At 64.7% G+C, this 26,402-nt stretch carries 30 protein-coding genes; 11 read left to right on the forward strand and 19 right to left on the reverse strand.

Translation table 11 applies throughout. The features are described from left to right. Nucleotides 1–31: 31 nt before the first annotated feature. The 7 genes from RBH26_RS03180 to RBH26_RS03210 all read right to left on the reverse strand — a co-directional run bounded on the left by RBH26_RS03180 (nucleotide 32) and on the right by RBH26_RS03210 (nucleotide 8,937). On the reverse strand, nucleotides 32–871 hold the full coding sequence (locus RBH26_RS03180) for a phosphatase PAP2 family protein (RefSeq protein WP_306756946.1): 840 nt from the start codon (nucleotides 869–871) through the stop codon (nucleotides 32–34). After that, on the reverse strand, nucleotides 871–1,551 hold the full coding sequence (locus tag RBH26_RS03185) for a hypothetical protein (RefSeq protein ID WP_306756500.1): 681 nt from the start codon (nucleotides 1,549–1,551) through the stop codon (nucleotides 871–873). Before RBH26_RS03185 ends, RBH26_RS03180 begins: the two co-directional genes overlap by 1 nt. Nucleotides 1,552–1,663: 112 nt before the next feature. Then, nucleotides 1,664–4,414, reverse strand: coding sequence for an AAA domain-containing protein (locus RBH26_RS03190; protein ID WP_306756501.1), 2,751 nt, complete (start codon nucleotides 4,412–4,414; stop codon nucleotides 1,664–1,666). Nucleotides 4,415–4,563: 149 nt separating this feature from the next. After that, entirely contained in the window at nucleotides 4,564–5,778 is a 1,215-nt protein-coding gene (locus tag RBH26_RS03195; protein ID WP_306756503.1) for a carboxylate--amine ligase, read from the reverse strand. Next, nucleotides 5,771–7,687 carry an asparagine synthase-related protein gene (locus tag RBH26_RS03200; protein ID WP_306756504.1) on the reverse strand — a complete coding sequence of 639 codons (1,917 nt, stop codon included), beginning with the start codon at nucleotides 7,685–7,687 and terminating at the stop codon, nucleotides 5,771–5,773. The genes RBH26_RS03195 and RBH26_RS03200 overlap by 8 nt, the downstream gene beginning before the upstream one ends. Before the next feature lie 405 nt (nucleotides 7,688–8,092). After that, complete coding sequence (locus RBH26_RS03205; RefSeq protein ID WP_306756505.1) at nucleotides 8,093–8,647, reverse strand: MarR family transcriptional regulator; 555 nt, start codon at nucleotides 8,645–8,647, stop codon at nucleotides 8,093–8,095. Continuing rightward, nucleotides 8,644–8,937 (reverse strand): hypothetical protein, encoded by a 294-nt coding sequence (locus RBH26_RS03210; protein WP_306756506.1) that lies wholly within the window; start codon nucleotides 8,935–8,937, stop codon nucleotides 8,644–8,646. Before RBH26_RS03210 ends, RBH26_RS03205 begins: the two co-directional genes overlap by 4 nt. A gap of 194 nt (nucleotides 8,938–9,131) precedes the next feature. On the opposite strand from RBH26_RS03210, the gene RBH26_RS03215 reads away from it, so the two are divergent. Further along, entirely contained in the window at nucleotides 9,132–9,701 is a 570-nt protein-coding gene (locus tag RBH26_RS03215; protein ID WP_306756507.1) for a hypothetical protein, read from the forward strand. Between the two features lie 15 nt (nucleotides 9,702–9,716). Here the strand turns inward: RBH26_RS03215 and RBH26_RS03220 are convergent, their stop codons facing one another. Beyond that, nucleotides 9,717–9,980: a hypothetical protein gene (locus RBH26_RS03220; RefSeq protein WP_306756508.1), complete on the reverse strand. Its 264-nt coding sequence runs from the start codon at nucleotides 9,978–9,980 to the stop codon at nucleotides 9,717–9,719. Nucleotides 9,981–10,119: 139 nt separating this feature from the next. Here RBH26_RS03220 and RBH26_RS03225 point away from each other — a divergent pair, with 139 nt between their 5' ends. Beyond that, entirely contained in the window at nucleotides 10,120–10,671 is a 552-nt protein-coding gene (locus tag RBH26_RS03225) for a hypothetical protein (protein ID WP_306756509.1), read from the forward strand. Nucleotides 10,672–10,832: 161 nt separating this feature from the next. Here the strand turns inward: RBH26_RS03225 and RBH26_RS03230 are convergent, their stop codons facing one another. Beyond that, entirely contained in the window at nucleotides 10,833–11,624 is a 792-nt protein-coding gene (locus RBH26_RS03230; RefSeq protein ID WP_306756511.1) for an SRPBCC family protein, read from the reverse strand. Nucleotides 11,625–11,796: 172 nt separating this feature from the next. On the opposite strand from RBH26_RS03230, the gene RBH26_RS03235 reads away from it, so the two are divergent. Further along, complete coding sequence (locus RBH26_RS03235) at nucleotides 11,797–12,192, forward strand: nuclear transport factor 2 family protein (protein ID WP_306756512.1); 396 nt, start codon at nucleotides 11,797–11,799, stop codon at nucleotides 12,190–12,192. Further along, complete coding sequence (locus RBH26_RS03240; RefSeq protein ID WP_306756513.1) at nucleotides 12,189–12,425, forward strand: hypothetical protein; 237 nt, start codon at nucleotides 12,189–12,191, stop codon at nucleotides 12,423–12,425. Before RBH26_RS03235 ends, RBH26_RS03240 begins: the two co-directional genes overlap by 4 nt. Nucleotides 12,426–12,453: 28 nt before the next feature. Here the strand turns inward: RBH26_RS03240 and RBH26_RS03245 are convergent, their stop codons facing one another. After that, a complete protein-coding gene (locus RBH26_RS03245) occupies nucleotides 12,454–13,416 on the reverse strand; it encodes a zinc-dependent metalloprotease (protein ID WP_306756514.1) in 963 nt (320 codons plus the stop codon). 265 nt (nucleotides 13,417–13,681) lie between these two features. Further along, the gene (locus RBH26_RS03250; RefSeq protein ID WP_306756515.1) at nucleotides 13,682–13,987 is read right to left on the reverse strand and encodes a hypothetical protein; all 306 of its coding nucleotides are present in this window, start codon (nucleotides 13,985–13,987) and stop codon (nucleotides 13,682–13,684) included. Nucleotides 13,988–14,138: 151 nt separating this feature from the next. Here RBH26_RS03250 and RBH26_RS03255 point away from each other — a divergent pair, with 151 nt between their 5' ends. From RBH26_RS03255 to RBH26_RS03270, 4 genes are all read left to right on the forward strand, one after another. Further along, a complete protein-coding gene (locus tag RBH26_RS03255; RefSeq protein WP_306756516.1) occupies nucleotides 14,139–14,363 on the forward strand; it encodes an LSM domain-containing protein in 225 nt (74 codons plus the stop codon). Next, nucleotides 14,360–14,536, forward strand: coding sequence for a 50S ribosomal protein L37e (locus RBH26_RS03260; protein ID WP_306756517.1), 177 nt, complete (start codon nucleotides 14,360–14,362; stop codon nucleotides 14,534–14,536). Before RBH26_RS03255 ends, RBH26_RS03260 begins: the two co-directional genes overlap by 4 nt. A 367-nt stretch (nucleotides 14,537–14,903) precedes the next feature. Further along, nucleotides 14,904–15,602, forward strand: coding sequence for a DUF4013 domain-containing protein (locus tag RBH26_RS03265; RefSeq protein WP_306756518.1), 699 nt, complete (start codon nucleotides 14,904–14,906; stop codon nucleotides 15,600–15,602). A gap of 123 nt (nucleotides 15,603–15,725) precedes the next feature. Continuing rightward, a complete protein-coding gene (locus tag RBH26_RS03270) occupies nucleotides 15,726–16,919 on the forward strand; it encodes a threonine synthase (RefSeq protein ID WP_306756519.1) in 1,194 nt (397 codons plus the stop codon). A gap of 71 nt (nucleotides 16,920–16,990) precedes the next feature. Here RBH26_RS03270 and RBH26_RS03275 read toward each other — a convergent pair whose 3' ends face one another. From RBH26_RS03275 to RBH26_RS03290, 4 genes are all read right to left on the reverse strand, one after another. Beyond that, nucleotides 16,991–17,197 (reverse strand): hypothetical protein, encoded by a 207-nt coding sequence (locus RBH26_RS03275; RefSeq protein WP_306756520.1) that lies wholly within the window; start codon nucleotides 17,195–17,197, stop codon nucleotides 16,991–16,993. Between the two features lie 64 nt (nucleotides 17,198–17,261). Continuing rightward, nucleotides 17,262–17,978 carry a DUF502 domain-containing protein gene (locus RBH26_RS03280; RefSeq protein ID WP_306756521.1) on the reverse strand — a complete coding sequence of 239 codons (717 nt, stop codon included), beginning with the start codon at nucleotides 17,976–17,978 and terminating at the stop codon, nucleotides 17,262–17,264. A 39-nt stretch (nucleotides 17,979–18,017) separates the two neighbouring features. Then, the gene (locus RBH26_RS03285; RefSeq protein ID WP_306756522.1) at nucleotides 18,018–18,854 is read right to left on the reverse strand and encodes a proline dehydrogenase family protein; all 837 of its coding nucleotides are present in this window, start codon (nucleotides 18,852–18,854) and stop codon (nucleotides 18,018–18,020) included. A gap of 114 nt (nucleotides 18,855–18,968) precedes the next feature. Further along, a complete protein-coding gene (locus tag RBH26_RS03290; RefSeq protein WP_306756523.1) occupies nucleotides 18,969–19,619 on the reverse strand; it encodes a hypothetical protein in 651 nt (216 codons plus the stop codon). 269 nt (nucleotides 19,620–19,888) lie between these two features. On the opposite strand from RBH26_RS03290, the gene rqcH reads away from it, so the two are divergent. Then, nucleotides 19,889–22,018 (forward strand): ribosome rescue protein RqcH, encoded by a 2,130-nt coding sequence (gene rqcH, locus RBH26_RS03295; protein ID WP_306756524.1) that lies wholly within the window; start codon nucleotides 19,889–19,891, stop codon nucleotides 22,016–22,018. Nucleotides 22,019–22,110: 92 nt separating this feature from the next. Continuing rightward, nucleotides 22,111–22,422 (forward strand): hypothetical protein, encoded by a 312-nt coding sequence (locus RBH26_RS03300; protein WP_306756525.1) that lies wholly within the window; start codon nucleotides 22,111–22,113, stop codon nucleotides 22,420–22,422. 127 nt (nucleotides 22,423–22,549) lie between these two features. On the opposite strand, the gene RBH26_RS03305 is transcribed toward RBH26_RS03300, so the two are convergent. The 3 genes from RBH26_RS03305 to RBH26_RS03315 all read right to left on the reverse strand — a co-directional run bounded on the left by RBH26_RS03305 (nucleotide 22,550) and on the right by RBH26_RS03315 (nucleotide 25,168). Then, on the reverse strand, nucleotides 22,550–22,834 hold the full coding sequence (locus RBH26_RS03305) for a DUF6360 family protein (RefSeq protein ID WP_306756526.1): 285 nt from the start codon (nucleotides 22,832–22,834) through the stop codon (nucleotides 22,550–22,552). Between the two features lie 19 nt (nucleotides 22,835–22,853). Beyond that, nucleotides 22,854–24,632 (reverse strand): ferredoxin--nitrite reductase, encoded by a 1,779-nt coding sequence (locus RBH26_RS03310; protein ID WP_306756528.1) that lies wholly within the window; start codon nucleotides 24,630–24,632, stop codon nucleotides 22,854–22,856. Nucleotides 24,633–24,844: 212 nt separating this feature from the next. Next, complete coding sequence (locus RBH26_RS03315) at nucleotides 24,845–25,168, reverse strand: hypothetical protein (RefSeq protein WP_306756529.1); 324 nt, start codon at nucleotides 25,166–25,168, stop codon at nucleotides 24,845–24,847. Nucleotides 25,169–25,414: 246 nt separating this feature from the next. On the opposite strand from RBH26_RS03315, the gene RBH26_RS03320 reads away from it, so the two are divergent. After that, a complete protein-coding gene (locus RBH26_RS03320) occupies nucleotides 25,415–25,753 on the forward strand; it encodes a hypothetical protein (protein ID WP_306756531.1) in 339 nt (112 codons plus the stop codon). 93 nt (nucleotides 25,754–25,846) lie between these two features. Here the strand turns inward: RBH26_RS03320 and RBH26_RS03325 are convergent, their stop codons facing one another. Beyond that, complete coding sequence (locus RBH26_RS03325) at nucleotides 25,847–26,377, reverse strand: hypothetical protein (protein WP_306756532.1); 531 nt, start codon at nucleotides 26,375–26,377, stop codon at nucleotides 25,847–25,849. Nucleotides 26,378–26,402: the final 25 nt, after the last annotated feature.

Here is a 26,402-nt window from a genome sequence, read left to right on the forward strand (position 1 = left end):
CAGTTCCGGCGTCCCCGTGAGTTCGTCCGGTTTAGAACTGCGACCGGAGCGCAGCGCCGGCCGACGCCAGCCGCCCGACCACGAGCGGCGCGGAGAACACCCACGCGACGAGGACGGCATAGAGGGCGACGAGCAGTGGTGCGACCTCGACGACCGTCTCCATCGTCCGGAGCCCTACGACGATGCCACCGCCGACGGCGACGAGGACGAGTCCCTCGAGTCGCGAACGCAGAGCCGGCAGTCGATCGATCCGGCCGGCGGTGAGAACCCCGCCGATCGCACCGCCGAGCGCAAGGACGCTGTCTGTAGTCCCACCGGTGAGGAAGACGGCCGGAACCGCGAAGACGGCCGCGATCGCGAACCCGAGGGTCGGAATCGAACGCGTGAGTCGGTTCATCGCGGCGACGAAGACGATCCCGAGGACGATGCCGACGATCACGTCGCCGAGATAGTGGACCCCGAGGACGACTCGAGACAGCGAGATGGCGACGATGATCGCCGCGGCCGCCGTCATCGCTCGCCAGTCCCGCAGGCGATCGAAGACCGAGATCAGCCCGCCGTAGACGACCGTCGCCGCGAAGGCGTGGCCGCTCGGGAAGCCGTAGCCGTCGATCTCGAGTGGTGTGAGAAGCGCCGATTCGGGCGGCCGCGGGAGTCCGAGTACGGTCTCGAGAGTCAACATGAATCCGAGTCCCGCGACGGCGTAGCTGATCACGAGCGCACTTCGCCGCCTGTCGTGACACCAGAACAACACCGCGAGCAGAACCATCAGTGTCGTCGGGCCGCCGAGTTCGGTGATCGCGACGACGACGTCGGCGTACTCGGCCGGGACGGCCCCACGGATGGGTTCGCTCTCGTCCTCGAGACGTATCACACGAGCGGATCGTCAGCCGATGATAAAGATGACTCGTTCTCTGTCGCCGACGCGGCTCGTTCGGCGATGCCGACGAACGTCGACTCGGGGAGGGTGTGCTCGATCGCGTCATCGGTGTCTGCGATCACCGTCGTGGTCGCGTCTGCCGGCGGCGACACGCTGCAGTGGAAGACGCCGTGGTCCAGTTCGTCGAACGTGACGACGCGGTCGTCGACGTCGAGGAGTGTCTCGTCCTCGAGGGAGATCACGTTCCAGTCGGCAAACGAGACGAACGACTCGTTCGCGAAGACGTGGTGAGTGAATCCGTCGTCGAACACCGGGGCGATGAACGCACCTTTCACGGCCGTCGAGAGATCGCGGCCGACGTGGATCCCGTCCGGTGAACGGTCGCCCTCGACGCCGACGACGAGATCGAATACCGTCTCCGGATCCGCGTACACGATCGTCTTCTGCTCCTCGTCGACCGTAATCTCGTCGCCGACGAAGGCGGGGTAGTCCACGACTCCACCCGTCGTGGCGGTTTCGACCATCGGGCCCGCGTCGTCTCCGTCCGGATCGACCGTCGACCGGTTCGACCCGTCGCCAGCGCCGGCGGGTTCGTCGAAACAACCGGCAAGCACCCCCGAAACGCCACACCCGACCGCAGCGAGCGCTCGCCGTCTGGAACGTTCCATCATTCTCGATGAAATACGTCACTAGAGACAAATACGTTACTCTCGGCTGCGGTATTCGAGACTCCAGTATCCGAAACTGCAACATTCGAGTCTCAGACGTCGAGGGGTGGGGCTGCTACGTTCGTGCCCACTCGAGCATCCGCTCGTAGACGGGATCCGACGCCAGCGCGGTCGAATCGCCGACGAGGACGAGCGCGCGTTTCGGACGGGTCAGGGCGACGTTGATCCGTCGGTAGTCCTCGAAGATCGGCCCCTCGAGCGAGCCGGTCGCAGTAAAGGAGACGACGATAAGCTCCTGGCTCGAGCCCTGGAACCGGTCGACCGTGTCGACGGTGACGGCCGCCGGCACGTGTTTTTCGATCTCCGAGACCTGTGCCCGGAAGGGTGCGATGACGCCGATCTCGGATCGCTCGAGTCCTGCGTTCTCGTAGGTGTCGATCAGGTCGGCGATCCGTGTGGCCTCCTCGCTGTCGGTGTACTGGCCGTCGTCGCCGGGGACGTCGACGAACGCGACCGGATCCCGCAGTTCCTCGGGGAGTGCGTCGCGGGAGACGCCCTCGAGGTCGTCCAGCGTCCGGGCGGCGACCTCGGGCTCGGCGGGCCGTAGTTGTCCGTCGTAGAACTCCCGGGAGGCAAACGCCTGAATGCGCTGGTTCATCCGGTACTGGCGATCGAGCATGACGCCCGCGTTCGGATGCAGGTCGACGAGCCGTTCGAACAGCGACTCGGTGAGGTCGGCCGCTCGCGGTTCGTCGCCGCCCTCGGATCGGACGACCGGCGGCAACTGCTCGTGGTCGCCGACGAGGACGAACCGGTCGGCGAGGTTGATCGCCGCACAGGTTCCCGGCTCGGTCAGCTGGGCAGCCTCGTCGACCAGTGCGACGTCGAAGGCTTGCTCTTTCATCACTCGCGAGCCACAGGTCGCCGTCGTCGCTGCCACGACCTGTGCGTTCTCGAGTTCGGCGAGTCGACCTTCGGGGTCGCCGGCGCGCTCGAGACGATAGGGCTCCATATCGTCGCGGACGCCGCTTTCGGAGCCGACGCGGACGACCCGTTCGGTGTCGACGACTCCTTCGAGTTGCTCGAGCAGCGCCTCGAGGGCGTTGTCGACCGCACGGTTCGTAAACGCCGACAGCAGGACGCGGTCGCCGCGCTCGACCAACGCAGTGATCGCGCGGGCGATGGTGTAGGTCTTGCCGGTTCCCGGCGGGCCGTGAATCAACGCACAGTCTTGAGCGCCGACGGCTTTCCGGACGGCCTCGTTCTGGGCCGCGTTGTTGTCGATAAACGTCTCTTCGGGGTGATCGAACGTCGGCGTTTCACGGCCGAACAGCACGTCCTTCCGCCGTTCGTCGCCTTTCAGGAGACAGTCGTGTAACGCGGTGAGCAGGCGATCGGTCGTCAGTTCGGAGGGGTAGACGTCCAAACGCGTCACTGCGACCGGCTCGTCGGCCGTCAACACGACCTCCTCGTCCAATCGCTCGATACGCGCGAGTTCGGAATCCCCTCGGACGGGATGGCCGTTGCTCGCAAGCACCAGATCCCCCTCCCGGAGTTTCGAGGTCGCGCCGCCGGTCCGGCGAGCGCGCAGTTCCCACCGCCCCTCCTCGAGTTCCCGTTTCCCGACGAACTCGAGGTCGATCAGTGCGCGGTCGTCGTCGGCTCGCTCCTGGGCGTCTTGCTCCCAGAGCTTGGCGTACTCGCGGTGGACCGCCCGGCGTTCCTCCTCGATCGCGTGATAGAATCGCTCGAAGTACTCGCGTTCGTCCTCGGGGAGCGGCGTCCCGATCTGGCCGGCCTTGGACTCCTGGTCGAGCCGACCCGAGACGACCATACAGGTGTCCTGTTCGAAGCAGTACTCGCATTTCGCGTCGCCCTCGTAACCCGTCGGAACGTCGCCGGCGACCTCCATCGCAGCGATCTCGTTGCGCACTCGGACGACGAACTGCAGGAGTCCCTCGCCCATCGAGAACTCCTTTGCCGGAGTGAGATCGCCGGTCTCCTCGTTGCGGTCGAGCGCCGAGTTCTTCGTGTACAGAAGCGTCCCGGTGTCGACCGAGCCGCCGTGTTCCTCGAGCAACAGCGCGTAGCAGGCGGCCTGGACCTTGTCCTTGAATCGGGGTTCTTTCTTGAGGTTCTTCCCCGTCTTGAGCTCGACCGGTGCGCCACGCCGGATCGCGTCGGCCCGGCCCCGGATGCCGAACGTCTCGCTGATGAGCAGTTGCTCGGAGCGCCAGTCGTCTTCCGCCGTGAGTCTGCCCTGCTCGAGCCAGCCCTCGATGGCTTTCGCGTTTTCGCGGACGTCCTCGGCGACGGCGTCGGGCGTCTCGCCCAGCAGGCCGAGTTCGAGGCCGCGTTCCTCGACGCGGGCGTCGATCGACGCCGCTAACTCTCGGCCCCGGAGCAGGTCACCGAACACCTCGTGGACGAGCGTCCCCTTCACGACGGGGTAGTTAAGCGGGATTCCCGAGAGCTTGTTTAGATAGTAGAGGCGGGGACACTCGACCCAGCTACGGATCGACGTCACGTTTACCAGAAAGCTCGGCTCGACGACGACGTAGGAGTCGCCCGTCGTCGAGTACTGAGTCTCGCCCCGGTATTCGTCTTCCTCGGCGTCGGTGACCAGCAGCTCCATCCCCGGCTCGAGCAGCTCGGCCGACTCGGTCCACTTACCCCACAGCGTCACCGTCGTAGTCGCCTCCGTGGCGGCCGTCGGCTCGGCGACGCCGCCGTCTCGAGCCACCGTTTCGGGATCGTCGCTCTCGTCGGTGCGGTTCAACGGCACCTCGGCGAGGTCGCTCTCGCCGTAGCTCGTCGACACCGTCCGCATCTCGACCTCGCCCGCGACGGTTCCGCGTACGTACACGACTGTTCGTCACGGACGAGTCCTCAAAAACGCTATCGGTCGCGGCCGCCGACGCGTCGTTCCTCCGTCGTCCGGACTGCTGTCCCGATCGCCCGCCGATCGCCAGGGTGGGGGCGGCGATCGGTGGGCAGTGACGACAGGAGACCGTATTACTCGTCGCTTTCCGATCCGACCCGTCTCGTCACCGCCCCCTCGAGTTCGGTCCTGACCTGCCGAAGGATCGGCCGGGGGTCGTCCAGATGTAGATAGTCGAAGTTCGGGACTCCGTAACACGAACGCAGGATCTCGGCCGTCCGGCCCGGCAGCGAGGGCCGCTCGACGAAGGGGGAATCCTCGCGGACGACGCTCACCAGGTGCTCGAGTTCGCCGTAGAGGTAGTGGGTGCCGACGCCGGCGTCGTAGCCGGGTTCGATCAGGTCGGTCCGGTCGGTGGCCGCCAGCCAGTACCAGGTCGGGAAATCCGCGCCGGCGCGGGTCGCACACGCAAGCGACTGCCACATCCGCGGGTTGATCTCGACGATCGAGAACTCGCCCGTCGCCGCGTCCCGAACGTACTCGATGCAGGCGAGGCCGTGCCACTCGAGTTCGTCGAGGATCGCCCGGCCGGCCTCCTCGAGTTCCGGAATGTCGACTGACTCCCGGAAGACGCCTCCACTACCGGTGTAGGAGTCGCCGCGAAGCTGGCGATGCTGGAACGTGCCCAGTGCCTCGCCGCGGTCGTACAGCGCTCCGAAGAGGAACTCCTCACCCTCGACGTACTCCTGGACGATCGGCTCGTGGCCCATCTTCTCCTGGAGCGCGTCGACGTCCGGCGTCTCGCCCGCCGGCACGTGTTCGACCGACTTGGCGATCGTCGAGTCCTCGAACGTGAACTCCTCGAGGTACGTATCGGTAAGGAGATTGTACCGGGATTTGACGATCCTGTTGCCGCTCCAGTCGTCGACGTCGCCGAGCAGTTCCGTGTCCGGGATCGCAACCCCCGCCCGTTCCGCGGCGTCCGCGAGTCGCTTTCGGTCGTGAACCGATCGCAACGTCTCGAGGTCCGGAACGACGACGTCGACGTGGCGCTCGAACTCGTCGGCGTACTTCGCGAGGACGTATGGATCGTGTGGGCGGTGGGGGACGATCGTCCGAACGTCCGGCCGGGCGGCCAGGCCCAACAGCGCGTCCCTGTACGCCGGGAGATCGCTCGGCGGCGGGACCAGCACCGACTCGTCACAGTACCGGGAGGCGGTGACGCTCAGGGACTCGTCGTCGACCGCGGCGATCGTATGGACGTCGCGGTCACCGAGCGATCTGACGGTCGCGTACCCGTGTGGGTATCGCGATGCGGTGACGACGACGGCCTCGCGGTCTTCAGTCAAGATCGATCACCGTCGGTTGGAGACACCGCTCGAACGGATCGGTCGCGTGATCGTGTCGCGTCGTCGAATCGTCCTCGAGTACACACGCCGTCGCGGGCATCGTCAGGACAGTCAACAGCGTGTAGAGCTCGCCGACGCGGTCCTCGCCGCGACAGTGGGTCCGGTACAGCTCGCGTATCGCGTCGGCGTCCGGCCCGGGGAGCGCGTCGGCGAGATCGCCCTTCGCCTCGAGAACGTCGGTGGCGAACCCGAACGAGCGAAGCAGTTCCGCGTCGTCCAGCCACGGGCCGTCGGTCAGGTACGGCTCCGGCGGTGACCGGGGTGAGACGTACTTCCGCCAGAACTCCGTCGCGTGTTCGCCGGCGTACGCGACCGGGAACGACCGCGAGAGCGAAACGCCGGTGCTCGCGTGCGGAATCGCCGCCAACTCGGGGGCCAGTCGTTCGACAGCCCGGTCGACGAGGTTCCGTCGGAGCCGATACCGGATCGGCATCGACAGCGAGAGGTCGACGAGTCGGTCGTCGAGAAACGGCGTTCGGTACGGAAGCGTCTGGCGGAGTGCAGTGTGAAATCGCATATCGTCGTCGTTCGACAACGGATACAGATCGCCGTAGTAGACGAGTTCGTCGAGCGAGTCGTAGGTGACGCCGTGGTGGACGATACGGTCGCCGTCGCGGTAGATGTTCTCCTCGAGTACCGTCCGGAGATCAGTCGGGGCTTCGAAGTCGTCGTGGGCCCGCTCGAGCAGGCGATCGATGTAGTCGTCGATCGTCTCGACCGACCGCTCGACCGGCAGGGACACCGATCCCAGGGGACCGAGCGACGTCGTCGGCGACGGGATCCCGAACCCATCGAACAGCGAGTCGGCGTACAGTCCCGACAGGAGTCCGTCGACCCGACTCGTGAGTTCGTCTTCGAAGCCGCTCGTATATGGCTGCGTAAACCAGCCGTTGAACGAGCCCGCCCATCGGTTGCGCTCGAGTGCGTCGATCCGGTACTGTGACCCCCGCTCGAGCAGTTCGAACTCGGCGTCAGCTGTGAGCGCGACCCGTTCCGCAATGCGGGCCTCGCGGTTCATCCAGTCGTTCATGTGTAACGCCGTCGCCTCCTCGAGGCCGGCCAGTACGAGCCTGGAGTCGCTGCCCCCGGAGAGCAACACGCCGTAGTCGCGATCGTCTCGCGTCCACTCCTCGACGACCGTCCGGAACCGACGTGTGAACTCGTCGACGAACCACTCGAACGACTCGTCGCGCGGCCGGTATCGCGGCCGCCAGTACTGGTCGCTCGTCAGTTCGCCGTCGGCGAGCGAAAGCGTCGTGATCGTCCCGGGCTCGAGTTTCTCGATGCCTTCGAACGGCGTCGTTACGCCGAACGTTCGGCGAAAGGCGAGATACTCGTGGAGGTACGCCGGAGAGAACGCAGTGTCGATTGCTGGATGAAACGGGAGCGTCTGGACGTTCGTCGAGAAGACGAGCGTCTCGTCGTCCGGCCGCGTCCAGTAGATCGGTACCGTGCCGAGTCGATCGGTACACAACGAGAGTCGCTCACGGTCCGCGTCGTACAGGAGCAACGCGAAGTTTCCGTTGAGTCCGCCCACGAAGTCGAGCCCCTCGCGTTCGTACCGTGACACACAGTACTGGGCGGGATCGACGTCGGCGGGGCGGGCCTCGTACTGGCCGGATCGCGTTCCGTCGCTCGCGTCGGCTCCGTACACGTCACCGATCACCCAACAGCGGATCGATCCGTCACTGGCCGCGTGAGGATCGTTCGAGGCTCGGTGTACCCGTGGTGCCGCCGCGATCGCCACGCCGTCAGTTGCGTACTGTATGCCGGCGTCGGACGGAAGCCAGTCGTCGAGTGTGTCCGCGGCCGAGCCGCCGGTGTGGACCACTCCGTGTGTGTATCGCATCCCTCGTCACCTCCTCGAGTCGAACGACGCTCGTTGATCGACGGTCGACTGAAGTACGCGAGCCTGCATCATAGTCGACGGAGGGCTGGCTGCGGTATTTATTATAGATGTGATAGTACCGACGTGTTGTGTGAGTTCAGTGGTTGTGACAGGGATCGATCTCCATCACGAATCCGTAACCCGCTGAACGACCGTTCGAAAGCCGGTATTTCGATCGAGCGACACGACAGCTCGAGCGACCGTCACACTGGAACGTCACGCTCATACTACGCCGCGAGGGGAACCATTTCACGAGCTAAAACTATTAGAAACAGTTTACATCCAGTTCATCGGGCGTCGAGGTGTCATACGGTCTCCCGTTGTCACGTCCCGCCGATCGGCGACATAGCGGGACAGCAGTCCGTATCAGTCCCCGTCCTCGATCGGCTCGCCCTCGAGATACCGTCTCCCGCGGTCCGTGATCTCGTACTTGCCGCGGTCGACCCGTTTGACGAGTCCGTGCTCGGCTAACTCGTTCAATCGACGACTGACCGCCCCACGACTCCGATCGATGTTCCGGGCGATCAGCGACGGCGTGAGCACGAGCCCGGCGGTCTCGAGTGTCTGAAGGATGTGCCCGTCCATCGGCGTCATCCATTCCGGTGGCGATCGGATCGCGTTCGGGTCGGTACAGAGAAAGACCGACCACTCCGTCCGTCGGAGACGGTTGTGCATCGGATCGTAGAGCCCGTACGCGACGAGCAGCGCAGCCAGACCGTGGACGAAGTGAATCGCCGGACGATACGTCAGCTGTACGAGCGGATCGGCGAGGACGAACAGAAACAGTCCGACGAACGAGACGGCGATCGGCGGCCGGGATCGAAGCTGGACTCGGTTCCGATACAGGAGGAGACAGAGGACGAGGCTGGCCAACACCCCGACGAAGAGATCGTACGCGACGAGTACCGAGTGGTCGGTCACGTTCCCCCTCCGAAGTCGTGAAGCGTCAGGAAGAGCAGCGCCACGAGGACGAGAACGCTCGTATTGATTCCGCTTTTGAGAAGCCGTACGAACGGGACGTCACAGCCGACGAGCAAAACGAGTCCGTTCTGGACGGTAAACAGCGACATCACCAACAAGAGCCCAAACACGAGCGTTCCGATCGGCGTGCGACGAAAGACAGACCACAGCAGCAACGAGAGAAGCGTCGCACTCGTCCCCGTGATAACTGCAAAGAGGACCGAGGCCTCGTAGACGAGACAATCGCTCATTAGCCTGTGTCTCGATTGCTTTTCCCCATTACTCTTGCTTTGTGCGAACGGCCGGCTGACGGACTCGAGACCGGGTCAGCGGGCGATTCAGTTCGAGCGACGCCTCGTAAGCTCGGATTACTCGAGTCGAACCGCGTCCCGGAGTGGAACAGTCGGCGACGCTTTTGCCCGCGTGAACCGGACCGTAGGCCGTCATGAGTGACCCGAGCAGGGACGACCGCGATCGTGAATCGACGGGCGGAGGAGCCGGTGACGTCGGCGACGAGAACCGAGCGCCGTCCGACGACGTCGACTCGGGGACCGGCGTCGGTGACCGGGACGATCCCGGACGCGATCGCCGCGACGATTCGACGCAAGTGGCAAGCGAGGAACGCCGCCGGAAGATCCCCATCTTCAGTGCGATCATCGCCATCATCGGCGCGTGGGTCGCCCTCTCCGTCATCGCCATCTACGACGTCTCGCAGGCGGCGTTCTGGAACAACGTCCTCGTCGGCGCTGCCGTCGTCGTCGCCGCCGGCTACAACTACTACCGGGTCTCGAACGACATGCCGATCAGCGTCGGCGTCTCGGGACTGATCGCGCTGCTGGGCGTCTGGCTGATCATCGCCCCCGCGCTGTTCGAAATGCCGGCAGGGCTCGGGCTGACCGAGAGTCCGTTCTGGAGTACGCTCGGGTCCGGGCTGCTCATCGCGGCACTGGCCGGATACAACGCCTACGACGCACGCGAGGCGCGGAGCGTGGCGACCGACTCGACGCGGGCCTGATCGGCTCGAGCCACGCTAACGGGTCGGTCCGAACTCCGACTCGAGTTCGTCCTCGAGCCGTCGGAGCCGGTGTTCGGCGGCGTGATGACGCATCGCGACGACGGCGAAAGCGATCATAACGACGGCAAATCCGGCCGAAACTGCGGGCGAGATTCCGTTAACGTAGCTGTTCCCGAGCTGTCCGAGCGCCAGCACGAGAGGACCAAACGCAAGCAGGGTGCTTTTGGCGGGTGTCGCGAGAAACAGTTCGACGAGCGAGAACGGTTGGCGGCCGGACATGATCAAACGTCGGTTACTCCTTGTGCCTGGGGAGCGAAGGTATCCCTTTCGGTTCGACTCGAATCGCTCGGACGAGACGAACAGTCCGTCGTTCGTGCGGACCGATACGTTCATTCTACCCGCAGTACAACGATTACGTATGCGGATTCGCGAGTGGCAGGACATACTCGAGGACGTCACCGATCGGGACGTCGAGCCGGAGGACTGGCGCGCCGTCGCCGGTGATCGAGCCGGCGGCGTCGGCGAAGACATGTACCTCGCGCATCCAGCCGCCGGGGTCTTCTTCTTGAAGACCTACGCGAAGAACCCCTTCGAGGTCAAAGGCGTCGGCACGCGCGTCGCTCGTAATCTCGACGACGAGATCGGCTCGTTTCTCCCCCAGGAGGACGCAGGCGGGCGCTTTGCCGTTCAGTCGCCGCCGGAAGACGAAGCACAAGCCGAGACGCTCTCTCAGCGTCTGGAGACGGTCCTCGAGACCCACGCGGACGCACCGACCCGGCCACAGGACCTGTTCGACGACGTCATGGACGCAATCGAGAGCCCCGCGTTCGGGCCGATGGAGTACGACCAGTACGACCGCCCCGACGAACTCGAGGACCTCTCGGACCGATTCGAGGAGGCCGACGAACTGCTCGACGCCGAACTCGAGGACCTGATCGAGACTGACGAGGTCGATCGAGGGTTCATGTGATCGCCGGAAACGTGTAATCAACACCCGGCGATCGCCACACCGATCTTTTTTATTATCCGGGAACAGCCCACGCCGTGGAGTCGATACTCGCGCTCGAGGACGGACCCGGAACGGACAGCCCGCTCGACGAGGATACGGCCGAGTGACGACAGCAGTCCGTATCAGAGCAGATCGCCCGATCCGCGACCGGACGGATTCCGCTCGATCGATGGGATCTCGCCGGTCTCGACGAGACTCTTACACCGTTGAAGCGCCTCGCCGGCGAGCGTCGCCGGGACGATCCCGAGACGCTGCATCGTCGCGTCGCCGAACGCCCCACCCGGCGGCTCGTACTCGACCCGGAGTGAGACCGCCGTCCCTCGGTCGTCGGGCGCCGGTTCGAACTGGATCGTCGCGGTGTAGGGAATTGGTGCGTCCTCGAGCGTCTCCCAGCGCATGTACTCTCCGGGCTCGCTGTCGACGAGTTTCGTCTCCCACTCGAGCGGCCGACCTAGCGGGCCGTCGACCTGCCAGTAGTGGCGTCGGTCTTCACCGCCGACTGACGAGACGTCCGCGAACGGACCGACGAGTCGGGTCAAATGCTCCGGATCGCGCCAGTAGGTCTCGAGTTCGTCGGCGCTCTCGCCGACGGTGATCGTCCGTTCGACCGCCGGGCCACGGACCGGCCGCTCCGATCCCGGCCGTTCGTGTCCCGAGACGGTGTCGCTCTCGAGTCGCTCGTAGAGTCGGCTGTGGCCGGTAACACCGCGGGTGAGCAACGCGGCGCCGACGGTCGCGGACGCCACACCGCCGAGCGAGCGACGCCTTGCCCCGCGTACCACCAACGCAGCGCCGATCGCCGCCGACGCCGCACGTTCCCATCGGCCGAGATTCGTTCGTCGCTCCGACGCAGTCGGATCGAACGCCGTTTTCGATCGCTCGTCGGTCACACGGCGCTGTGAGCGCGTGGTCATAGGTCGGATCCGGTCCGTACTCCGGAAACCGTTCCATTGGAAGTTTGCGCTGCAACTGCAACGCAAGTGTGTCTACCGCGGGCAGTCGGGATGGCGGTCGGTCACTGTGGGGCTGGCTTCCCCTGCGTTTGCGGCCGGTGGGCCTTTGAGCGCAGCCGTCGACGGATGGCCCATGAGCGACCGCGCCGAATCCGTCGTCCACGACTACTACGACGCGCTCCGCGAGGGCGACCCGCTCGCACCGTACTTCCTCGAGGACGAGTCGACGGTGAAATTCGGGATTAGCGAGGCGCTGTTCGGTTTCGAAGAGGTCAGCAACGCATTGCAGACACAGACGGAGACGACCGCCGAGTGGGCCGTCGAGAGCGGCCACCTCGTCGTTACGGAACGCGATGGGGTCGCTACGTTCGCCGACAGCGTAACGATGGCCTGGACCGACACCGAATCCGGCGATCGGAACCGCTTCGAGACGCGCTGGAGCGGGACGCTCGTCCGCCGGACCGACGACGAACGCGCCCCCGCGTGGCAGTTCGCCGTGATGCACGTCAGTACGGCCGACGAGCTATGAGCCGCGGCTCCGGTCGGGATCCCAGTCGCCGCGGCCGCGGCTCCGTCCGCTCGAGTGCGTTGACGAGTCCGTCGGATCGAGTCAAAGTCGCGTTCGTCGTACTCGTCGGGCTCTCCGGGGGGATGATGGCACTTCAGGGCGGCGCTTCGCTGGCCGTCGTCGGGCTGGCAGCCGTCGGTGGACTCCTCGCTGGCGGCGCGTTGCTGTGGTATCTGGTCTGGATCCTCGAGTGATATCGAGACGACAGATCAGCACCGGCAGTTACCGGTCGACACGCTGGAGCCACATCGTGGGCGCGTCGAGTTCGTCCTGGGTCGGGAGGTTCTCCGGACCCTCCCAGACGAGACCCGCCGTCTCGAGGTCGCGTTCCTCGGTGACGGTCTCGAAGAACTCCTTGCCCCGCTCGTACTGTCGTTCCTTGAGGCCAAGCCCGAGCAGTCGGCGGAACAGCTGCTGGATCGGTCCTCGTCCCTGTCGGCGCGCGTCGAGTTTTCGCCGCAGGTCCGCGTACTCGTCGTCGAAGGCGTGGTCCATCAGGAGTTCGGCATACCCTTCGACGACGGTCATCGCCGCGTCCAGTTCGCGAAACGCCTCGCGGTCGAACGACCCCTCCGACAGCGTCGCGATCCCCTCCTCCATGCGCGTCTCGAGATGGTCGGAGAGCCACGGCGCGGCGCCGAACTCCGCGGCGTGGGTGACCTCGTGGAAGGCGATCCACCGGCGGAACCGGTCGGGATCGACCTCGAGTTTCTCGGCCGCTTTCAGGATGTTCGGACGGACGAAGTAGAGCGCGTGGTCGTCCTCGGGCGTTTCAGCGAGCAAGAGCGGATCGTACTGCCCGAGGACGTTTCGGCCGAGGAACGCGAGCAAGACGGTCATCGTCCCCGTGTTGATCGTTCGAGCGACGCCAGGGAACGCCCCTTGTGGGACCTGTTGCTCTAGTGTCCCCATCACGCGCTCGAAAGTCGCGATGTTGGCGTCGATCCAGTGGTGGCGGTTCTGGATCTCGACCGTGTCGGGGACGTCGAACTCCGCGCCGGAGACCGATCGCACGGCATCGCGTGCCTCGCGGACGTCGCGGGCGTAGGCTTCGCGTTCGCCCGGCTCGAGCTCGAGCGAGCCGGGATCGGTCACCGCCTTCGCGGCGTCGGCGGCCGACTGCCAGTCGATCATATCGTCACCGGACGCCCCGGCAACGGCCCGGGCGCTGCGATAGAGATTCACGGATACGAATACGGGCAGCAAGCGCAAAAGGGTTCGGCTCGGATCGCCGTCGGTCGGTCTCACCGTCGGACGCCGGGTCGCTTTCCCAGGCCGCTGTCCGTCGGTGCCGCGCGATCACAACCTCCGGCAGTCGCGCCGGAACGAGGTCGACGATCGGCGGGACGTGACGACAGGAGACCGTCTCATACGGATTGCTGTAACGATTTACCGGCGCAACCGCAGTCAGGGTCGCGGTTGCGCCGGTAACGACGTACAGGAGACCGTATCAGTTGACGATGACGTCCGGCTCTTCTTCCTCGAGTTCGTCCTCGTCGCCGCCGCGGAACTTCTTGGCGGCCGCAGCGATGGCGACCAGCGTGACGAGCGCGACGACGGCGCCTATGGCCTTACTGCTCGACTCCTCGTCTTCCGGTTCGTCGACGTCGATTTCGGTCTCGGTTTCGTACTCTGGCGATTCCTCGGACTCCTCGGCGCCCGAACCGAACGGGAGCGCGGTACCGAGCGAGCCGAGTCCGAACTGTGTGTCGCCGTCCAGATGCAACTCGATGAGGGTGAACTTCGTATCGCCCATACCGGTGGTTCACCGACTAGATACTTATACTGTTTGCCGACCGTCACGCGTCGACAGCGAGCGGGCGGCGATCACCGCAACGTTCGGTTCGAGACGGTTCTGTGGAGCCAGTACCGGTACGATTAAGTGTCCATCACCTGCGGTCTTTCGTATGAGTGGACGACCGCTGGACGTCCTCGAGGCGTCACTTGGCGAACGCGTTACGGTACGACTCAAGAGTGGCGACGAGTACGTCGGCGAACTCGCCGGCTACGACCAGCACATGAACCTCGTGCTCGAGGACGTAGCGATTCCGGAAGGGGGAGTCGAAGACGAAGCGCCGGTCGAAGACACAACGATTATACGCGGCGATAACGTCGTTTCGATCACTCCATGACTGGCGCAGGAACCCCAAGCCAAGGAAAGAAGAACAAGACGACGCACACCAAATGTCGTCGCTGCGGTGAGAAGTCTTACCACACTAAGAAGAAGGTCTGTTCCGCGTGTGGCTTCGGCAAATCGTCCAAGCGACGAGACTACGAGTGGCAGTCGAAGGCCGGCGACAACTAACGGTTTCTCGTTTCACTACTTCGGATCGAGACGGTCGGTAGCGACGCGTCTGCGGGCCTGAACGGGCCAACGAGTGCTTCATCGTCGGCGGCTCCGAACGCCGACGATTGGCGATCGCAGTCGCGTGGCCCGTAGTCGACTTCCACTTTCGTACTCTATCGGACAGTTCCGACGCGACCGTGACCCGTCCAGCGGTCGCGCCGGGGGCATCGATCAGCGTTCTGTACTCTCCGTTCTCGAGACGTTCGGATATCGCCACGAGACACCCGCTACAGTCAGGAATTCGGACGCAACGCGGCTTTATATAGGTGTCAGGCGTATAATAAAACGACCGAACCGGAGACGGCAGTCGGTCGAGGACGAGACGATGCTATCCGACGCACTTACCTACCTGAAAGACAGCGACGACGTTTGGACGACCACGATCATCGGCGGCCTATTCGTACTGACGAGTTTCCTGGTACTCCCCCTCTTTTTCGTCTGGGGGTACGTCGTCCGGGTGCTCGAGCGAACCAGCCAGGGGAGCGTCGACCCACCGACGTTCGGCGACTGGCGTGTGTTGACAATCGACGGTGTGAAAACGGTCGCGATACTCCTCGCGTACGCACTGATTCCCGCCGTCGTGGGAGCCTTCCTATCCGGGGGTGTCCTGCTCGCGACCGGCGGGGAGCCGGGAGCCGTCGGCGCCGCTGCGCTCGTGGCCAGCGGTCTCCTGGTGGTCGCGCTCGCACTCGCCGTAGCCTACACTGTCCCCGGTGCGCTGGCACGATTCGCGACCGAACGGCGACTCGGTGCCGCCTTCGAGGTCGACGCGTTGCGTCCGAGCCTCACGACGAGCACGTACGCGGTCGGCTGGCTGCAGGCACTCGGGATCGTCCTCGTCGGTTCGATCGTCGCTGGTCTGCTCGGCGAGGTCCCGGTCGTCGGTGCCGGCCTGGGTGCGATCGTGACGTTCTACGCGCTCGTCAGCGCCTACTACGTCATCGGCCGGACCTGGGCTGATCTCCATCCCGTCTCGCTCGAGGAGGCGTCGGACGAGTCGTCGACCGAACGACCCGTCGTCTGATGCGAAGCGCTGCCGGTCGGTTTCGGCGCGACCTCTCTATGCCGGCGCGTCGTCCCATCGTCGGCCGACGAAAAGCGATCAACCGATGAACAACCATTAGTTCGCCCCCGCGAACAGTCGTCTATGGAGACGACGGACGCCTTCGCCGGCCTCGAGTGTGTCGACTGCGGCGGAACGTACGACGCCGCGGACGTATCCCACCGCTGTCCGGACTGCGATGGCTTTCTCGATCCGACCTACGACTACGACGCGATCGACCTCGACCGCGAGACCCTCGCATCCCGCCCGTTCGACTCGATGTGGCGCTACGAGGAACTGCTCCCGTTTACACGCGAGTCGGCGGTGACCACCGACGAGGGCGCGACCGCGCTGGTCGACTGTCCCGACCTGGTCGACGAACTCGGCGTCGAACGCGTCCTCATCAAAGACGACGGCCGAAACCCGACGGGATCGACGACCGACCGTGGGCAGTCGATCGCCGTGACAGCCGCCACACAACACGGCGCAGACGAGGTCGCACTCGCCTCGACGGGCAACGACGGACAGGCGGCCGCCGCCTACGCCGGTCGCGCGGGCTTTGAATCCCACGTCTACGTCCCCTCGCGTGCGAGCTTTACGAACAAGGCGATGATCAACGTCCACGGCGGCGACATGAACGTCGTCGGCGGTCGGTTCGACGACGCCGTCGGCGCCTACGAGGAGGCGATGGGCGAACACGACGACTGGTACTCGTTACAGCCGTTCGAGACGCCCTACCGACACGAAGGCGCCAAGACGACGCTGTACGAGATCGTCGAGGAACTCGAGTGGGAGGTACCCGACGTGGTCTGTTACCCGACGGGACTGGGCGTCGGCATCGTCGGCGCGTACAAGGCCGCGACGGAGCTCCGTGAGATCGGTCTGGTCGACGAGCGCCCGTCGCTGTACGCTACACAGGCCGACGGCTGTGCGCCCATCGTCGAGGCAGTCGACGCCGACCGCGACGCACACGAGCCAGTCGAGACGCCGGATACGATCTGTGGCGAACTCGAGATCGCCGACCCGCCAGCGAGTCCGCAGGTCCTCGAGGCCGTCCGCGAGACCGACGGCGGCGCGGTCGCTACCGAGGACTCGGACATCCTCGAGGCCGGCGTCCAGGTCGCCAAACACGCGGGCCTCGAGATGGCGCCGAGTCCGGCCGCGGCTGCAAGCGGCGCCTGGGAACTCGCCGAACGCGGCGCGTTCGACGGCGACGAGACGGTCGTCATCGTCAATACAGCAGCGGGGAACAAGGAGGGCGACGTCCTGCGCAGCCACCTGATGAGCCAGGGTGTGTAATACTATTTGACAGCAGTCATCGGACGGATGCGGTGAACGCACACACTAGTGCTGTCAGACGATGTGACAGGTTAGGCTTCGAACGCGATTCGTTCGACACCGACGACCACCCTGTAGACCAGGTACACGAGGTACAAATTCAGAGCGAGCCACACTGCTGGGACACCAAACACGGTCCCCGAGAACAGTATTCCGTACCAAACGAGCGGGGCAACGAGAAATATCACGACGAGCGCGTGAACAATGGGCAGTCGTATCCACGACGTACCAGCAGACATAATTTGATTGTTGAATTTTCGTATTAAATACGTTCTGTTCTGAGGCTGATCCTCGAGAACGGTATCAATCGTCGTCGCTTCGCTCTGCGTTCCCGTCCTCGAGTCGCTTGGTCTTGGCCTCGTCGACGACGTCGATCGAGACCCCCGCGTCCATGCTCCGATTTCGGTTCGCATCGCCGAAGCCGGCGCTCAAGACCCGCGTGAGGGCGTCTTCGACGTCCTCGTCGAGTTCGGTGATTCGGTCGGATTCGACCTCGATAACGAAGCCAGTGGTGATGTTCGGAGAGGTCGGCAGAAACAATACTTCACGGCCGTCGTCGGTCGTTTTTCCCGTCTTGAACGCCGTCATCCGGAGCCCGTTCCAGGTCTCGAGTTTGACCGGCTTTTGTAACGAATCCTGTTCGCCGAAGGCGGTTTCGGCGGCCATCTTCGAGGCGTTGTAGACGACCCGCATCACCGGGACGCGGTTGGCGACGTTGTCGACGACCCGTTCGACGAGACCACCGATGGTCGTCCGCATGAGATAGCCCACGGAGAACGTGAGGATGGTAAAGACCGTCAACGCGACGACGACCCGGAGGAACTGGGCGAGTTGCTCGCGTGTCTGCTGGGCCTGCGAGCCGTCGCCCGGCACCAGCGGCTCGAGGGCTTCCGGCTCGAGAATGAGGCCGGGAGTGAGACCGGCGATGATGCCGTAGAGCCAGTAGATGACGTAGAGAGTGACGAGAATCGGGCCGAGGACGATCAGCCCACTCGCGAAATCCCGCTTCCACGAAGCCATGTACGGCAACTCACACTAAGGGCTAATGAGCCCTTCCCTTTACCGATCGAGGAGGGCACGGAGGGCGAATCGAACGTTTGCCGTCCGTTCGGTCATCCGTCGGTAGAAGTACGAGAGCCACCGATCACCGAAGGGAGCGTACTGGGAAACGGGGTACTCTGCGGCCAGATCGTACTGGGCCGCTTCTCGAACGCCCATGAGCATCTGGATCTCGAACGGCGTGTCGTGTTCCTCGTGGAGTTCGATCGCGACGTCGATCATCGCGGGGTCGTGACTGGCGACCGCAATGCCTCCGTCGTAGTGGGCGAAAGCGTACTCGAGCAACGCCTCGTACTCCCGATCGACCCGGTCGGCGTCCTGATAGGCGACGGCGGCCGGCTCGTCGTAGGCGCCTTTGACGAACCGGACCCGTCCCGGAACGTCCGCGAGTCGCTTGACGTCGTCGCGGGTCCGCCGGAGGTTCGCCTGGACACAGACGCCGATCCCACCGCCGTGTTCGGTGACGAGGTCCTCGAAGGCGTCGAGGGTCGCGTCGGTCGTCGTGTGGTCTTCCATATCGATCCAGACGAAGACGTCCCGGTCGGCGGCGACGTCGACGACGTCCGCGAGCGTCTCGCGGAACACGTCCTCCCCGAGGTCCAGTCCCAACTGCGACGGCTTGACCGACAGCGTCGCCTCGAGATCCGACGCGGCGATGTCGCGGGCAAGCGCACGGTACTCCGCCGCGTCCGAGCGGACCGGCGGGCGCGTCTCGTAGTGTTCGCCGAGCAGGTTGACGATCCCGGCGACGTCGCGCTCGTTGAGTCGGCGGACGTGCTCGAGTGCCGTCGCCGGGGACTCCCCCGCGACGAAGCGGTTCGCGATCGGCGGTATCATCTCTCGAAGGATCGATTCATCACCCAGCCGTAAGGTAGTTTGTGTCTACAAGACGGCCGGCCGAGCGATCCGGCCGGGTGTCGACCGACGCGGCCAGACGGATAGCAGCCCGTATCAGTCGATCGAAACCTCGAGTTCGAGAATTCCGAGATACGGCGGTGCGCCGCCGCCGTCCTTGCGGAGTTCGGTCGCCGTCGACCCGATGTAGTCGTAAAACTCCGAGGGAGACTGGGGGATCACGGGCGTTCCGTCGTCACGTTTGAGATACGCTGGGGCGTTCGTCCGCTGGATGCGTTCGACCCGTTCCTGCCAGGCCGACCCCGAGTAACAGAAGACGCCGAAGGAGAACCGGCCCGCCGCGAGGGCGTCGTGTTTCGAGTCGAACAGCGTCACTTCCTCGGTCTTGTACTCCTCGTCGCTGACCCACGCGAGCGCGGCGACGTCGTCGGTCTGGAGGAGATAGAGGTCCCAGCCCAGTTGGGCGTCGAACACCGCCCAGGCGTTTCGCGGGCCGACGGTGTCGACCTCGAGGCTGAAGGCGGGACGGCTCCGCGACGGTTCGTGGACGAACGTCGCGTCGTAACCCGGCACGCGAATGCCACGATCGTGGTAGACGATCCCGTCGACGGGGATCTCCACGTCCAGGTTGTCGACGATCTCTCGGACGGAAAAGGCCCCCTCGTCCTCGAGGTGGTCGACGAACGTGGGAAACCGGGAAACGTCGTCCCAGGGCCGATCGCTGGGACCCGACTGGGGCTGACTCATCGATCCCCCCCGTGGCCCGACCGTTCGCGACCGTCGATTCCGTGTTCGGCTCGCCGGTCCGGGTCCGCGGAGTCCCGATCACGTGCGTTCGGGTCGGGACCCCCGCTCGAACTCGCGGCTCGTTTCCTATCGGCGATATCGCACATACGAGAAGAGAGCGTCTCGGCGCGGATTAGATTTCCGACCCGTTCCCGACCCGTCCCCGACTCGAGCCGGCGGCGTCGAAGCGGAGCGACACGCCTTTTTGACCGGGCGGGGCAGTTGCTGGTATGGATCCAAAGCGGGAACTCACGAGCGTCGACCTCGCCGCCCTCGTCGGGGAACTCGGTGCCTACGAGGGTGCGAAGGTCGACAAGGCCTATCTCTACGGCGACGATCTCGTTCGGCTGAAGATGCGGGACTTCGATCGGGGCCGCGTCGAATTAGTCCTCGAGGTCGGCGAGATCAAACGTGCACACACGGTCGCTCCCGAACGGGTGCCCGACGCGCCCGGCCGACCGCCGCAGTTCGCGATGATGCTTCGCAACCGGCTCTCGGGTGCGGACTTCGCCGGCGTATCCCAGTACGAGTTCGACCGTATCCTCGAGTTCGTCTTCGAGCGCGATGACGGCACGACCCGAATCATCGTCGAACTGTTCGGCCAGGGCAACGTCGCCGTCACCGACGGCGAGTACGAGGTGATCGACTGTCTCGAGACTGTCAGGCTCAAATCCCGGACCGTCGTCCCGGGCTCGCGCTACGAGTTCCCCGACAGCCGGACGAACCCGCTTACGGTCTCCCGGGAGGCGTTCGACCACGAGATGGACCAGTCCGATACCGACGTCGTCCGGACGCTTGCGACACAGCTCAACTTCGGCGGCCTCTATGCCGAGGAGATCTGTACTCGCGCCGGCGTCGAGAAGGCGATGGACATCGACGATGCCGACGAAGACGTCTACGATCGGATCTACGAGGCCATCGAGCGACTCGCACTCGACCTCCGAAACGGGAACTTCGACCCGCGGCTGTACATCGCCGACGAGGACGAGGAAGACGACGAAAGCGCCGGCCGTGTCGTCGACACGACGCCGTTCCCGCTCGAGGAACACGCCGAACTGGCCGCCGAGCCGTACGATTCGTTCCTCGCGGCGCTGGACGACTACTTCTATCGACTGGAACTCGACGAGGAAGAAGAGCCTGACCCGACCGAGCAGCGACCCGACTTCGAGGAGGAGATCGCCAAACACGAGCGGATCATCGAACAACAGCAGGGCGCGATCGAGGGGTTCGAACAGGAGGCCGAAGCCCTTCGCGAGCAGGCCGAATCCCTCTACGCCGAGTACGGGCTAGTCGACGACATCCTCTCGACGGTCCGGGAGGCCCGAGAGCAGGATCGGCCGTGGGACGAGATCGAACAGCGATTCGAAGAGGGTGCCGAGCAGGGTATCGAAGCCGCCGAAGCCGTCGTCGATATCGACGGCAGCGAGGGCGTCGTGACCGTCGAAATCGACGGCGAACGGATCGATCTCGTGGCCCAGCAAGGCGTCGAACAGAACGCCGATCGCCTCTACACCGAGGCCAAACGCGTCGAGGAGAAAAAGGAGGGCGCACTGGCCGCCATCGAGGACACTCGAGAGGACCTCGAGGAGGTCAAACAGCGCCGTGATCGATGGGAAGCGGAAGACGCCGCCGAGGACGAAGAAGACGAAGACGAACAAGAGGAACGCGACTGGCTCGCCGAACCCTCCGTCCCGATCCGGGAGAACGAACCCTGGTTCGATCGGTTCCGTTGGTTCCACACCAGCGACGGCTACCTCGTGATCGGCGGCCGAAACGCCGACCAAAACGAGGAATTAGTGAAGAAATACCTCGAGCCGGGCGATAAAGTCTTGCACACCCAGGCCCACGGCGGTCCCGTCACCGTGTTGAAAGCGACCGATCCAAGCGAGGCGTCCTCAGCGGACATCGAACTCCCCGACTCGAGCATCGAGGAAGCCGCTCAGTTCGCCGTCTCCTACTCCTCGGTCTGGAAGGACGGCCGGTACGCGGGCGACGTCTACGCCGTCGACTCCGATCAGGTGACGAAGACGCCCGAAAGCGGCGAGTACCTAGAGAAAGGCGGCTTCGCGATTCGGGGTGACCGCACCTACTACCGCGACACGCCCGTCGGCGTCGCGGTCGGCGTCCAGTGTGAGCCCTACACCCGCGTGATCGGCGGCCCGCCGTCGGCCATCGAGGACCAAGCCGAGACGACGATCGAACTCGAGCCCGGGCGCTACGCCCAGGCCGACGCGGCCAAGCGACTGTATCGGCGCTTCCGTGAGCGCTTCGAAGACGAGTCGTTCGTCCGCAAGATCGCCAGTCCGGATCGCATCCAACACTTCATGCCGCCGGGTGGCAGCCGGATCACAGAGGACTGACCGCGATCCGTTCGCCGCCGATTCATCCGACTCGAGTCACGGCTGCACCTGCCGGGTACAGTCCTACACGGCCGACGGTGGATACACCGTCTATGGTAGACGTCGATATCGACAGCGGCACCGAGACCCAGACCGACACCGACCGCGAACTCGGCACTGCGACGATCGTCTACGAGACGGCGTCAGGAGAGATCGAACGGGTCACCGTCGACAACGAACACATCGCTTACTTCCAGGATCACTGGCTGTTCGCCTACGGTACCGACGACGACGGCAACGACGTCGTCCGCCGGGTGCCACACCAACAGGTCCGCTACGTCGAACGCTCCGTCGAAGAACTCGAGGAGACCTTCGAGTCTGGCGTCGAGAAGGCCAAGGGGAAACTCGAGGAGCTTACGGACTGATACTGTCGAACAGCACGAGCCTCGGCATCGGTTACCTTCCGGTCATCGAGACGGACGATCCCATCGGGATGGGTTCCTCGACCGACGTCACCGCGGAACTCTCCTGATCCGAGGTCCCGGTGCGAGTTCAGTCGTCGTCGGCCGCCTCGACCCGGTCTGCGTGTTGCTCGAGGTCGGCCGCGAGCGTCCGGGCCTGGTCGGGCGTCAACTCGAGTTCCTCCATGTGGGCCGGGAGGTGTTCTTCGGTCATGTTGTCGAGTTCGAACTGCAGTTGGACGCAGTCTGGGTCCTCCCGATCGGAGGTCGCGTTCGCGACGGCGAACGCCTCGTTCTCGAAGTCTTGGCCCTTCGCGACGGCATCGACGAGATCCAGCGTCGTGTACGCGGTGACCTTCATCAGTCGGTCGGTCATCGCTGTGAATCCCCACCCATTAGTCGTCGGACGTGATCGGCGTCCCGTCGGCTCGAGCGGGCGCAGGACTGGCGTCCATGTCGTCGTCTTCGGCGTAGGGGTACCACGTGCGCTTCGTGTTGTGCATGTACGGATCGTCGTACTCCGTCTCCTCGGGTTCGATCAGGTCGGCGAGCTCTTCGTCGTCGCGTTCGGCGACGAACTCCCGGAAGCTCTGGTGCTCGCTGTCGCGTCCCTCGGCGAAGTTCTCGAGCAGGTTCGCGATCGCACCCGGCACCTCGTCGGCCGGGACGCGCTCGGCGACCCAGGAGGCGAACTGCGGGTCCTCGCCGAGGCCACCGCCGAGGCCGATGTCGAGCGCCTCGACGGGTTCGCCGTCCTTGCGCGTCTTCATCCCGCGCAGGGAGACGTCGGCGATCTGGGGCTGGGCACAGGAGGCCGTACAGCCCGAGAGGTGAATGTGGAAGTTCTCGACGCCTGCCGGGAGTTCGACGTTCTCTTTGAGCCAGCGGGCGAATCGGACCTGGCGGTTTTTCGTCTCGACGATCGAGAGCGAGCAGAACTCGGTCCCCGTACAGGCGATCGAGCCACGCTGGAAGGGATGTGGGTCGGGGCTATACTCCTCGAGGACGGGTTCGGAACGCAGTTCCTCGAGGTTCGATTCGGGAACGTCCGTGAAGATAATGTTCTGGCGCTGGGTCAGGCGGACTTCGCCGGAGCCGTACTCCTCGGCCGCGTCGGCCAGGTCGTACGCGTCGTCGACACCGATCCGGCCGACGAGGACGTTTAGGCCGACGTAGTAGTCACCGTCGACCTGCTCGTGGACGCCGACGTGGTCGTGTTTGCCGTCGGCCTCGCCGGCGTTGTACGAGTACGACTCGCGTAGGTCGTCGCCTGCAGTGTGGAGTTCGAAGTCGACGTACTCCACCTGGAGGGTCTCGCGGAGCTTCTCGGGGCCCCACTCGTCGACGAGGAACTTGATGCGCGCGTTGTAGCGGTCCTCGCGGTCGCCGTGGTCGCGAAACAGCGCGGAGATGCCGCCGGCGACGTCGACGGCCTGGTCGGGCGTCGCGAAGACGTCGATGTCGCGGGCGAGGCGGGGCTCGTTGCGCGAGAGCCCGCCGCCGACGCGGATGTTGTAGCCCGTGACGGTCTCGCCATCGATTTCCTTCTCGGCGGGCTCGAACGCCAGGTCGTTGATATCGCCCTGCCCACAGCCCTCGTCACAGCCGGTCACCGACACCTTCCACTTCCGCGGGAGGTTGGAGTGGGCCTCGTTTTTCTTGAACGTATCGTGGAGTTCGTTTGCGAGCGTCTCTGCGTCGACGTGTTCGTGTTTGTCCTTGCCGGCGACCGGACAGCCGACGATGTTCCTCCAGGAGTCACCACAGGCCTGGACCGTCGACAGCCCGACGTCCTCTAACTGCTCGAAGATCTCCGGGACGTCCTCGAGGCGGATCCAGTGGAGCTGAATCGCCTGTCGAGTCGTCACGTCGATCCAGCCGTTCCCGAACTCGGGATTTTCGGCCGGTCCACGGGAGAACTCGTCAGCGATCTCGACGATGCGCCGGAACTGGCCGGGCTCGAGAACACCGCTTGGCGGACCGATCCGCATCATGAAATACGATTCCTGGCCGGCTCGCTGGTGGTACAGCCCGTACCACTTGAAGCGCTCGAACCAGGCGTCCTGTTCGTCGTCGGGGATGGACTCCCAGCCCTCCTCGGCAAACCGTTCGATCTCGTCGCGGATATCCGTCCCGTAGAGTTCGTCCTTCCACTGCTCGACGTCGGTACCCATTACGCCGCCCTATGGAGGGTACGGATAAGCCTCTCCCCCTCTCGTCAGTTTCCCCCGCCTCTCGGTGGTCCCGGACTCCTTTGCCACTGTCCGACCATGTTACCAGACGACACTGTTCGAGATCGGTCATACTGTTAGACAGCACGATTCGACGATCGGTCGTCACCGACGGCGGGGACCGCTGGTTCGTAGACGACTTCGATTCGGTCGTATCACGAACGCTCGCCGTCGGGTTCGACCCCCCACTGGACGCACTCGGGATCGTAAGGGCAGAACGCCCCGTCGACCATTCGACCGACGGGCAACCGCTCGATCGTGTCGCGGGTGCCACACTCGAGACACTGCCCGACCGCGCCGGTGACCACGACCCGGCCGTCGACGTCGGCGTCGAAGAATCCCTCGAGCAGTACGTACGCCGGTTCACAGTCACAGAAGACGCCGCGAGAGAGCGTCCAGACGTCGCTTACGCTCACTTGACGGCTGTCGTTGACGCTGATCCACGCGCCGTCGTCGAGCGTTCGCAGTGCGATCGGCATACTCCCAGTTCGTCGCCCCCGACACTCCGTTCGTCGCCCCGGGCAACGCTTACCGCTGTGATGACGGCGCGTTCTCGTTGCTATGGACCGTCTCGAGTACAGAGGGAGCGACGTGGAGGCAATGTGGCGTCGGACGAACGGACCGAGATACCGGCTATTGTTTCCGACAGGGACGAGATCGGCGTCCGATTCGTTTCGGAACAATCCTGATTAGGGCGGGGGTCGTACCCACGGGTGGTGGTTCCAATGGACGGATCGATCGAGTCGCTCGAGCCGACGATCGGACCGCTACAGGTCGACCCGACGACCGCGATCGCAGCCATCGTCATCGTCGCAGTCGTCGGATCGATCGTTGTCCTGCTCTACCTCGCGTTCGGCACCGAGACGCCGGCGTTCCACGACGAGGCGAGCGCCGTCGGCGAGGCGACGGATGCCGCGACAGAGACCGAATCCGAGTCGGAAACCGAGCGGGATAGCGCCGTCGAAACCGAACGCGACCCTGACCCCGACCGCGACCCGGACTCCGACACGTCGAGTTCGACACAGTCCTCGAGCGAGACGACGGGCTCGGCCCAGGGCGGCTGAGCCGACGGACGCCGACGCGTCACTCGGGCTTTGTGGCGGCGTCCAGCACCCACGGCTGACTCCGTCGACACTTCGTCTGGTCTGGTCGCCCGGCTAGCCGTCGACCTCGCCGACGTCAGACTCCGTCTCCCGAGCGATCCGATCGACCCACCGCTGCTGGCTCGCGTCGTAAGACGCGCCGAGGGCGATCAGGAAGCCGATAATCGCGGTGATCACCGCGATTGCTCCGACGGCGACGACGGCGACTGACAGGAGTTCGCCGCCCAGCACCCGTGCCGAGGTCAACAGCGACACCGCCGTCACGGCCGCGATGAGCGCGAGCAGGCGGCCGAAGCGTCCAGTGTCGAATCCCGAATTGGATTCGTCGGTGTCAGTGTCCAGTAGCTCGTTGATGATCCCCTTGTACTCGTCGCCGCGGGAGGCGTTGCCGAGCGAGTGAATCGAGTGGGCGACCCACAGCCCGGCGGTGAAGTTGAGCAAGGCGACGAAGGAGACGAGCCCAATCTCTCCCCCGACGAACAGCCCCGCCAGAATCGCGTTGGCGAAGGCGACGACCATGACCGCATGGATCGTGAGCGAGCGCGTGCCGAAGTCCTCGAAGAGCTGAACGTGTGCCAGTTTCATACATACCGCTTGGCTTCGGGCGCGC

Origin of the sequence: Natronolimnohabitans sp. A-GB9 (assembly GCF_030848565.1) — an archaeon.
Lineage (GTDB): Archaea > Halobacteriota > Halobacteria > Halobacteriales > Natrialbaceae > Natronolimnohabitans.

What these genes read in the sequence shown, in the direction of transcription:
- RBH26_RS03185 (WP_306756500.1), bottom strand. Translation starts at nt 1,551, where the DNA reads ATGATGGAACGTTCCAGACGGCGAGCGCTCGCTGCGGTCGGGTGTGGC.
- RBH26_RS03200 (WP_306756504.1), bottom strand. Translation starts at nt 7,687, where the DNA reads ATGCGATACACACACGGAGTGGTCCACACCGGCGGCTCGGCCGCGGAC.
- RBH26_RS03210 (WP_306756506.1), bottom strand. Translation starts at nt 8,937, where the DNA reads ATGAGCGATTGTCTCGTCTACGAGGCCTCGGTCCTCTTTGCAGTTATC.
- RBH26_RS03215 (WP_306756507.1), top strand. Translation starts at nt 9,132, where the DNA reads ATGAGTGACCCGAGCAGGGACGACCGCGATCGTGAATCGACGGGCGGA.
- RBH26_RS03220 (WP_306756508.1), bottom strand. Translation starts at nt 9,980, where the DNA reads ATGTCCGGCCGCCAACCGTTCTCGCTCGTCGAACTGTTTCTCGCGACA.
- RBH26_RS03225 (WP_306756509.1), top strand. Translation starts at nt 10,120, where the DNA reads ATGCGGATTCGCGAGTGGCAGGACATACTCGAGGACGTCACCGATCGG.
- RBH26_RS03230 (WP_306756511.1), bottom strand. Translation starts at nt 11,624, where the DNA reads ATGACCACGCGCTCACAGCGCCGTGTGACCGACGAGCGATCGAAAACG.
- RBH26_RS03235 (WP_306756512.1), top strand. Translation starts at nt 11,797, where the DNA reads ATGAGCGACCGCGCCGAATCCGTCGTCCACGACTACTACGACGCGCTC.
- RBH26_RS03240 (WP_306756513.1), top strand. Translation starts at nt 12,189, where the DNA reads ATGAGCCGCGGCTCCGGTCGGGATCCCAGTCGCCGCGGCCGCGGCTCC.
- RBH26_RS03250 (WP_306756515.1), bottom strand. Translation starts at nt 13,987, where the DNA reads ATGGGCGATACGAAGTTCACCCTCATCGAGTTGCATCTGGACGGCGAC.
- RBH26_RS03255 (WP_306756516.1), top strand. Translation starts at nt 14,139, where the DNA reads ATGAGTGGACGACCGCTGGACGTCCTCGAGGCGTCACTTGGCGAACGC.
- RBH26_RS03260 (WP_306756517.1), top strand. Translation starts at nt 14,360, where the DNA reads ATGACTGGCGCAGGAACCCCAAGCCAAGGAAAGAAGAACAAGACGACG.
- RBH26_RS03265 (WP_306756518.1), top strand. Translation starts at nt 14,904, where the DNA reads ATGCTATCCGACGCACTTACCTACCTGAAAGACAGCGACGACGTTTGG.
- RBH26_RS03270 (WP_306756519.1), top strand. Translation starts at nt 15,726, where the DNA reads ATGGAGACGACGGACGCCTTCGCCGGCCTCGAGTGTGTCGACTGCGGC.
- RBH26_RS03275 (WP_306756520.1), bottom strand. Translation starts at nt 17,197, where the DNA reads ATGTCTGCTGGTACGTCGTGGATACGACTGCCCATTGTTCACGCGCTC.
- RBH26_RS03280 (WP_306756521.1), bottom strand. Translation starts at nt 17,978, where the DNA reads ATGGCTTCGTGGAAGCGGGATTTCGCGAGTGGGCTGATCGTCCTCGGC.
- RBH26_RS03285 (WP_306756522.1), bottom strand. Translation starts at nt 18,854, where the DNA reads ATGATACCGCCGATCGCGAACCGCTTCGTCGCGGGGGAGTCCCCGGCG.
- RBH26_RS03290 (WP_306756523.1), bottom strand. Translation starts at nt 19,619, where the DNA reads ATGAGTCAGCCCCAGTCGGGTCCCAGCGATCGGCCCTGGGACGACGTT.
- rqcH (WP_306756524.1), top strand. Translation starts at nt 19,889, where the DNA reads ATGGATCCAAAGCGGGAACTCACGAGCGTCGACCTCGCCGCCCTCGTC.
- RBH26_RS03300 (WP_306756525.1), top strand. Translation starts at nt 22,111, where the DNA reads ATGGTAGACGTCGATATCGACAGCGGCACCGAGACCCAGACCGACACC.
- RBH26_RS03305 (WP_306756526.1), bottom strand. Translation starts at nt 22,834, where the DNA reads ATGACCGACCGACTGATGAAGGTCACCGCGTACACGACGCTGGATCTC.
- RBH26_RS03310 (WP_306756528.1), bottom strand. Translation starts at nt 24,632, where the DNA reads ATGGGTACCGACGTCGAGCAGTGGAAGGACGAACTCTACGGGACGGAT.
- RBH26_RS03315 (WP_306756529.1), bottom strand. Translation starts at nt 25,168, where the DNA reads ATGCCGATCGCACTGCGAACGCTCGACGACGGCGCGTGGATCAGCGTC.
- RBH26_RS03320 (WP_306756531.1), top strand. Translation starts at nt 25,415, where the DNA reads ATGGACGGATCGATCGAGTCGCTCGAGCCGACGATCGGACCGCTACAG.
- RBH26_RS03325 (WP_306756532.1), bottom strand. Translation starts at nt 26,377, where the DNA reads ATGAAACTGGCACACGTTCAGCTCTTCGAGGACTTCGGCACGCGCTCG.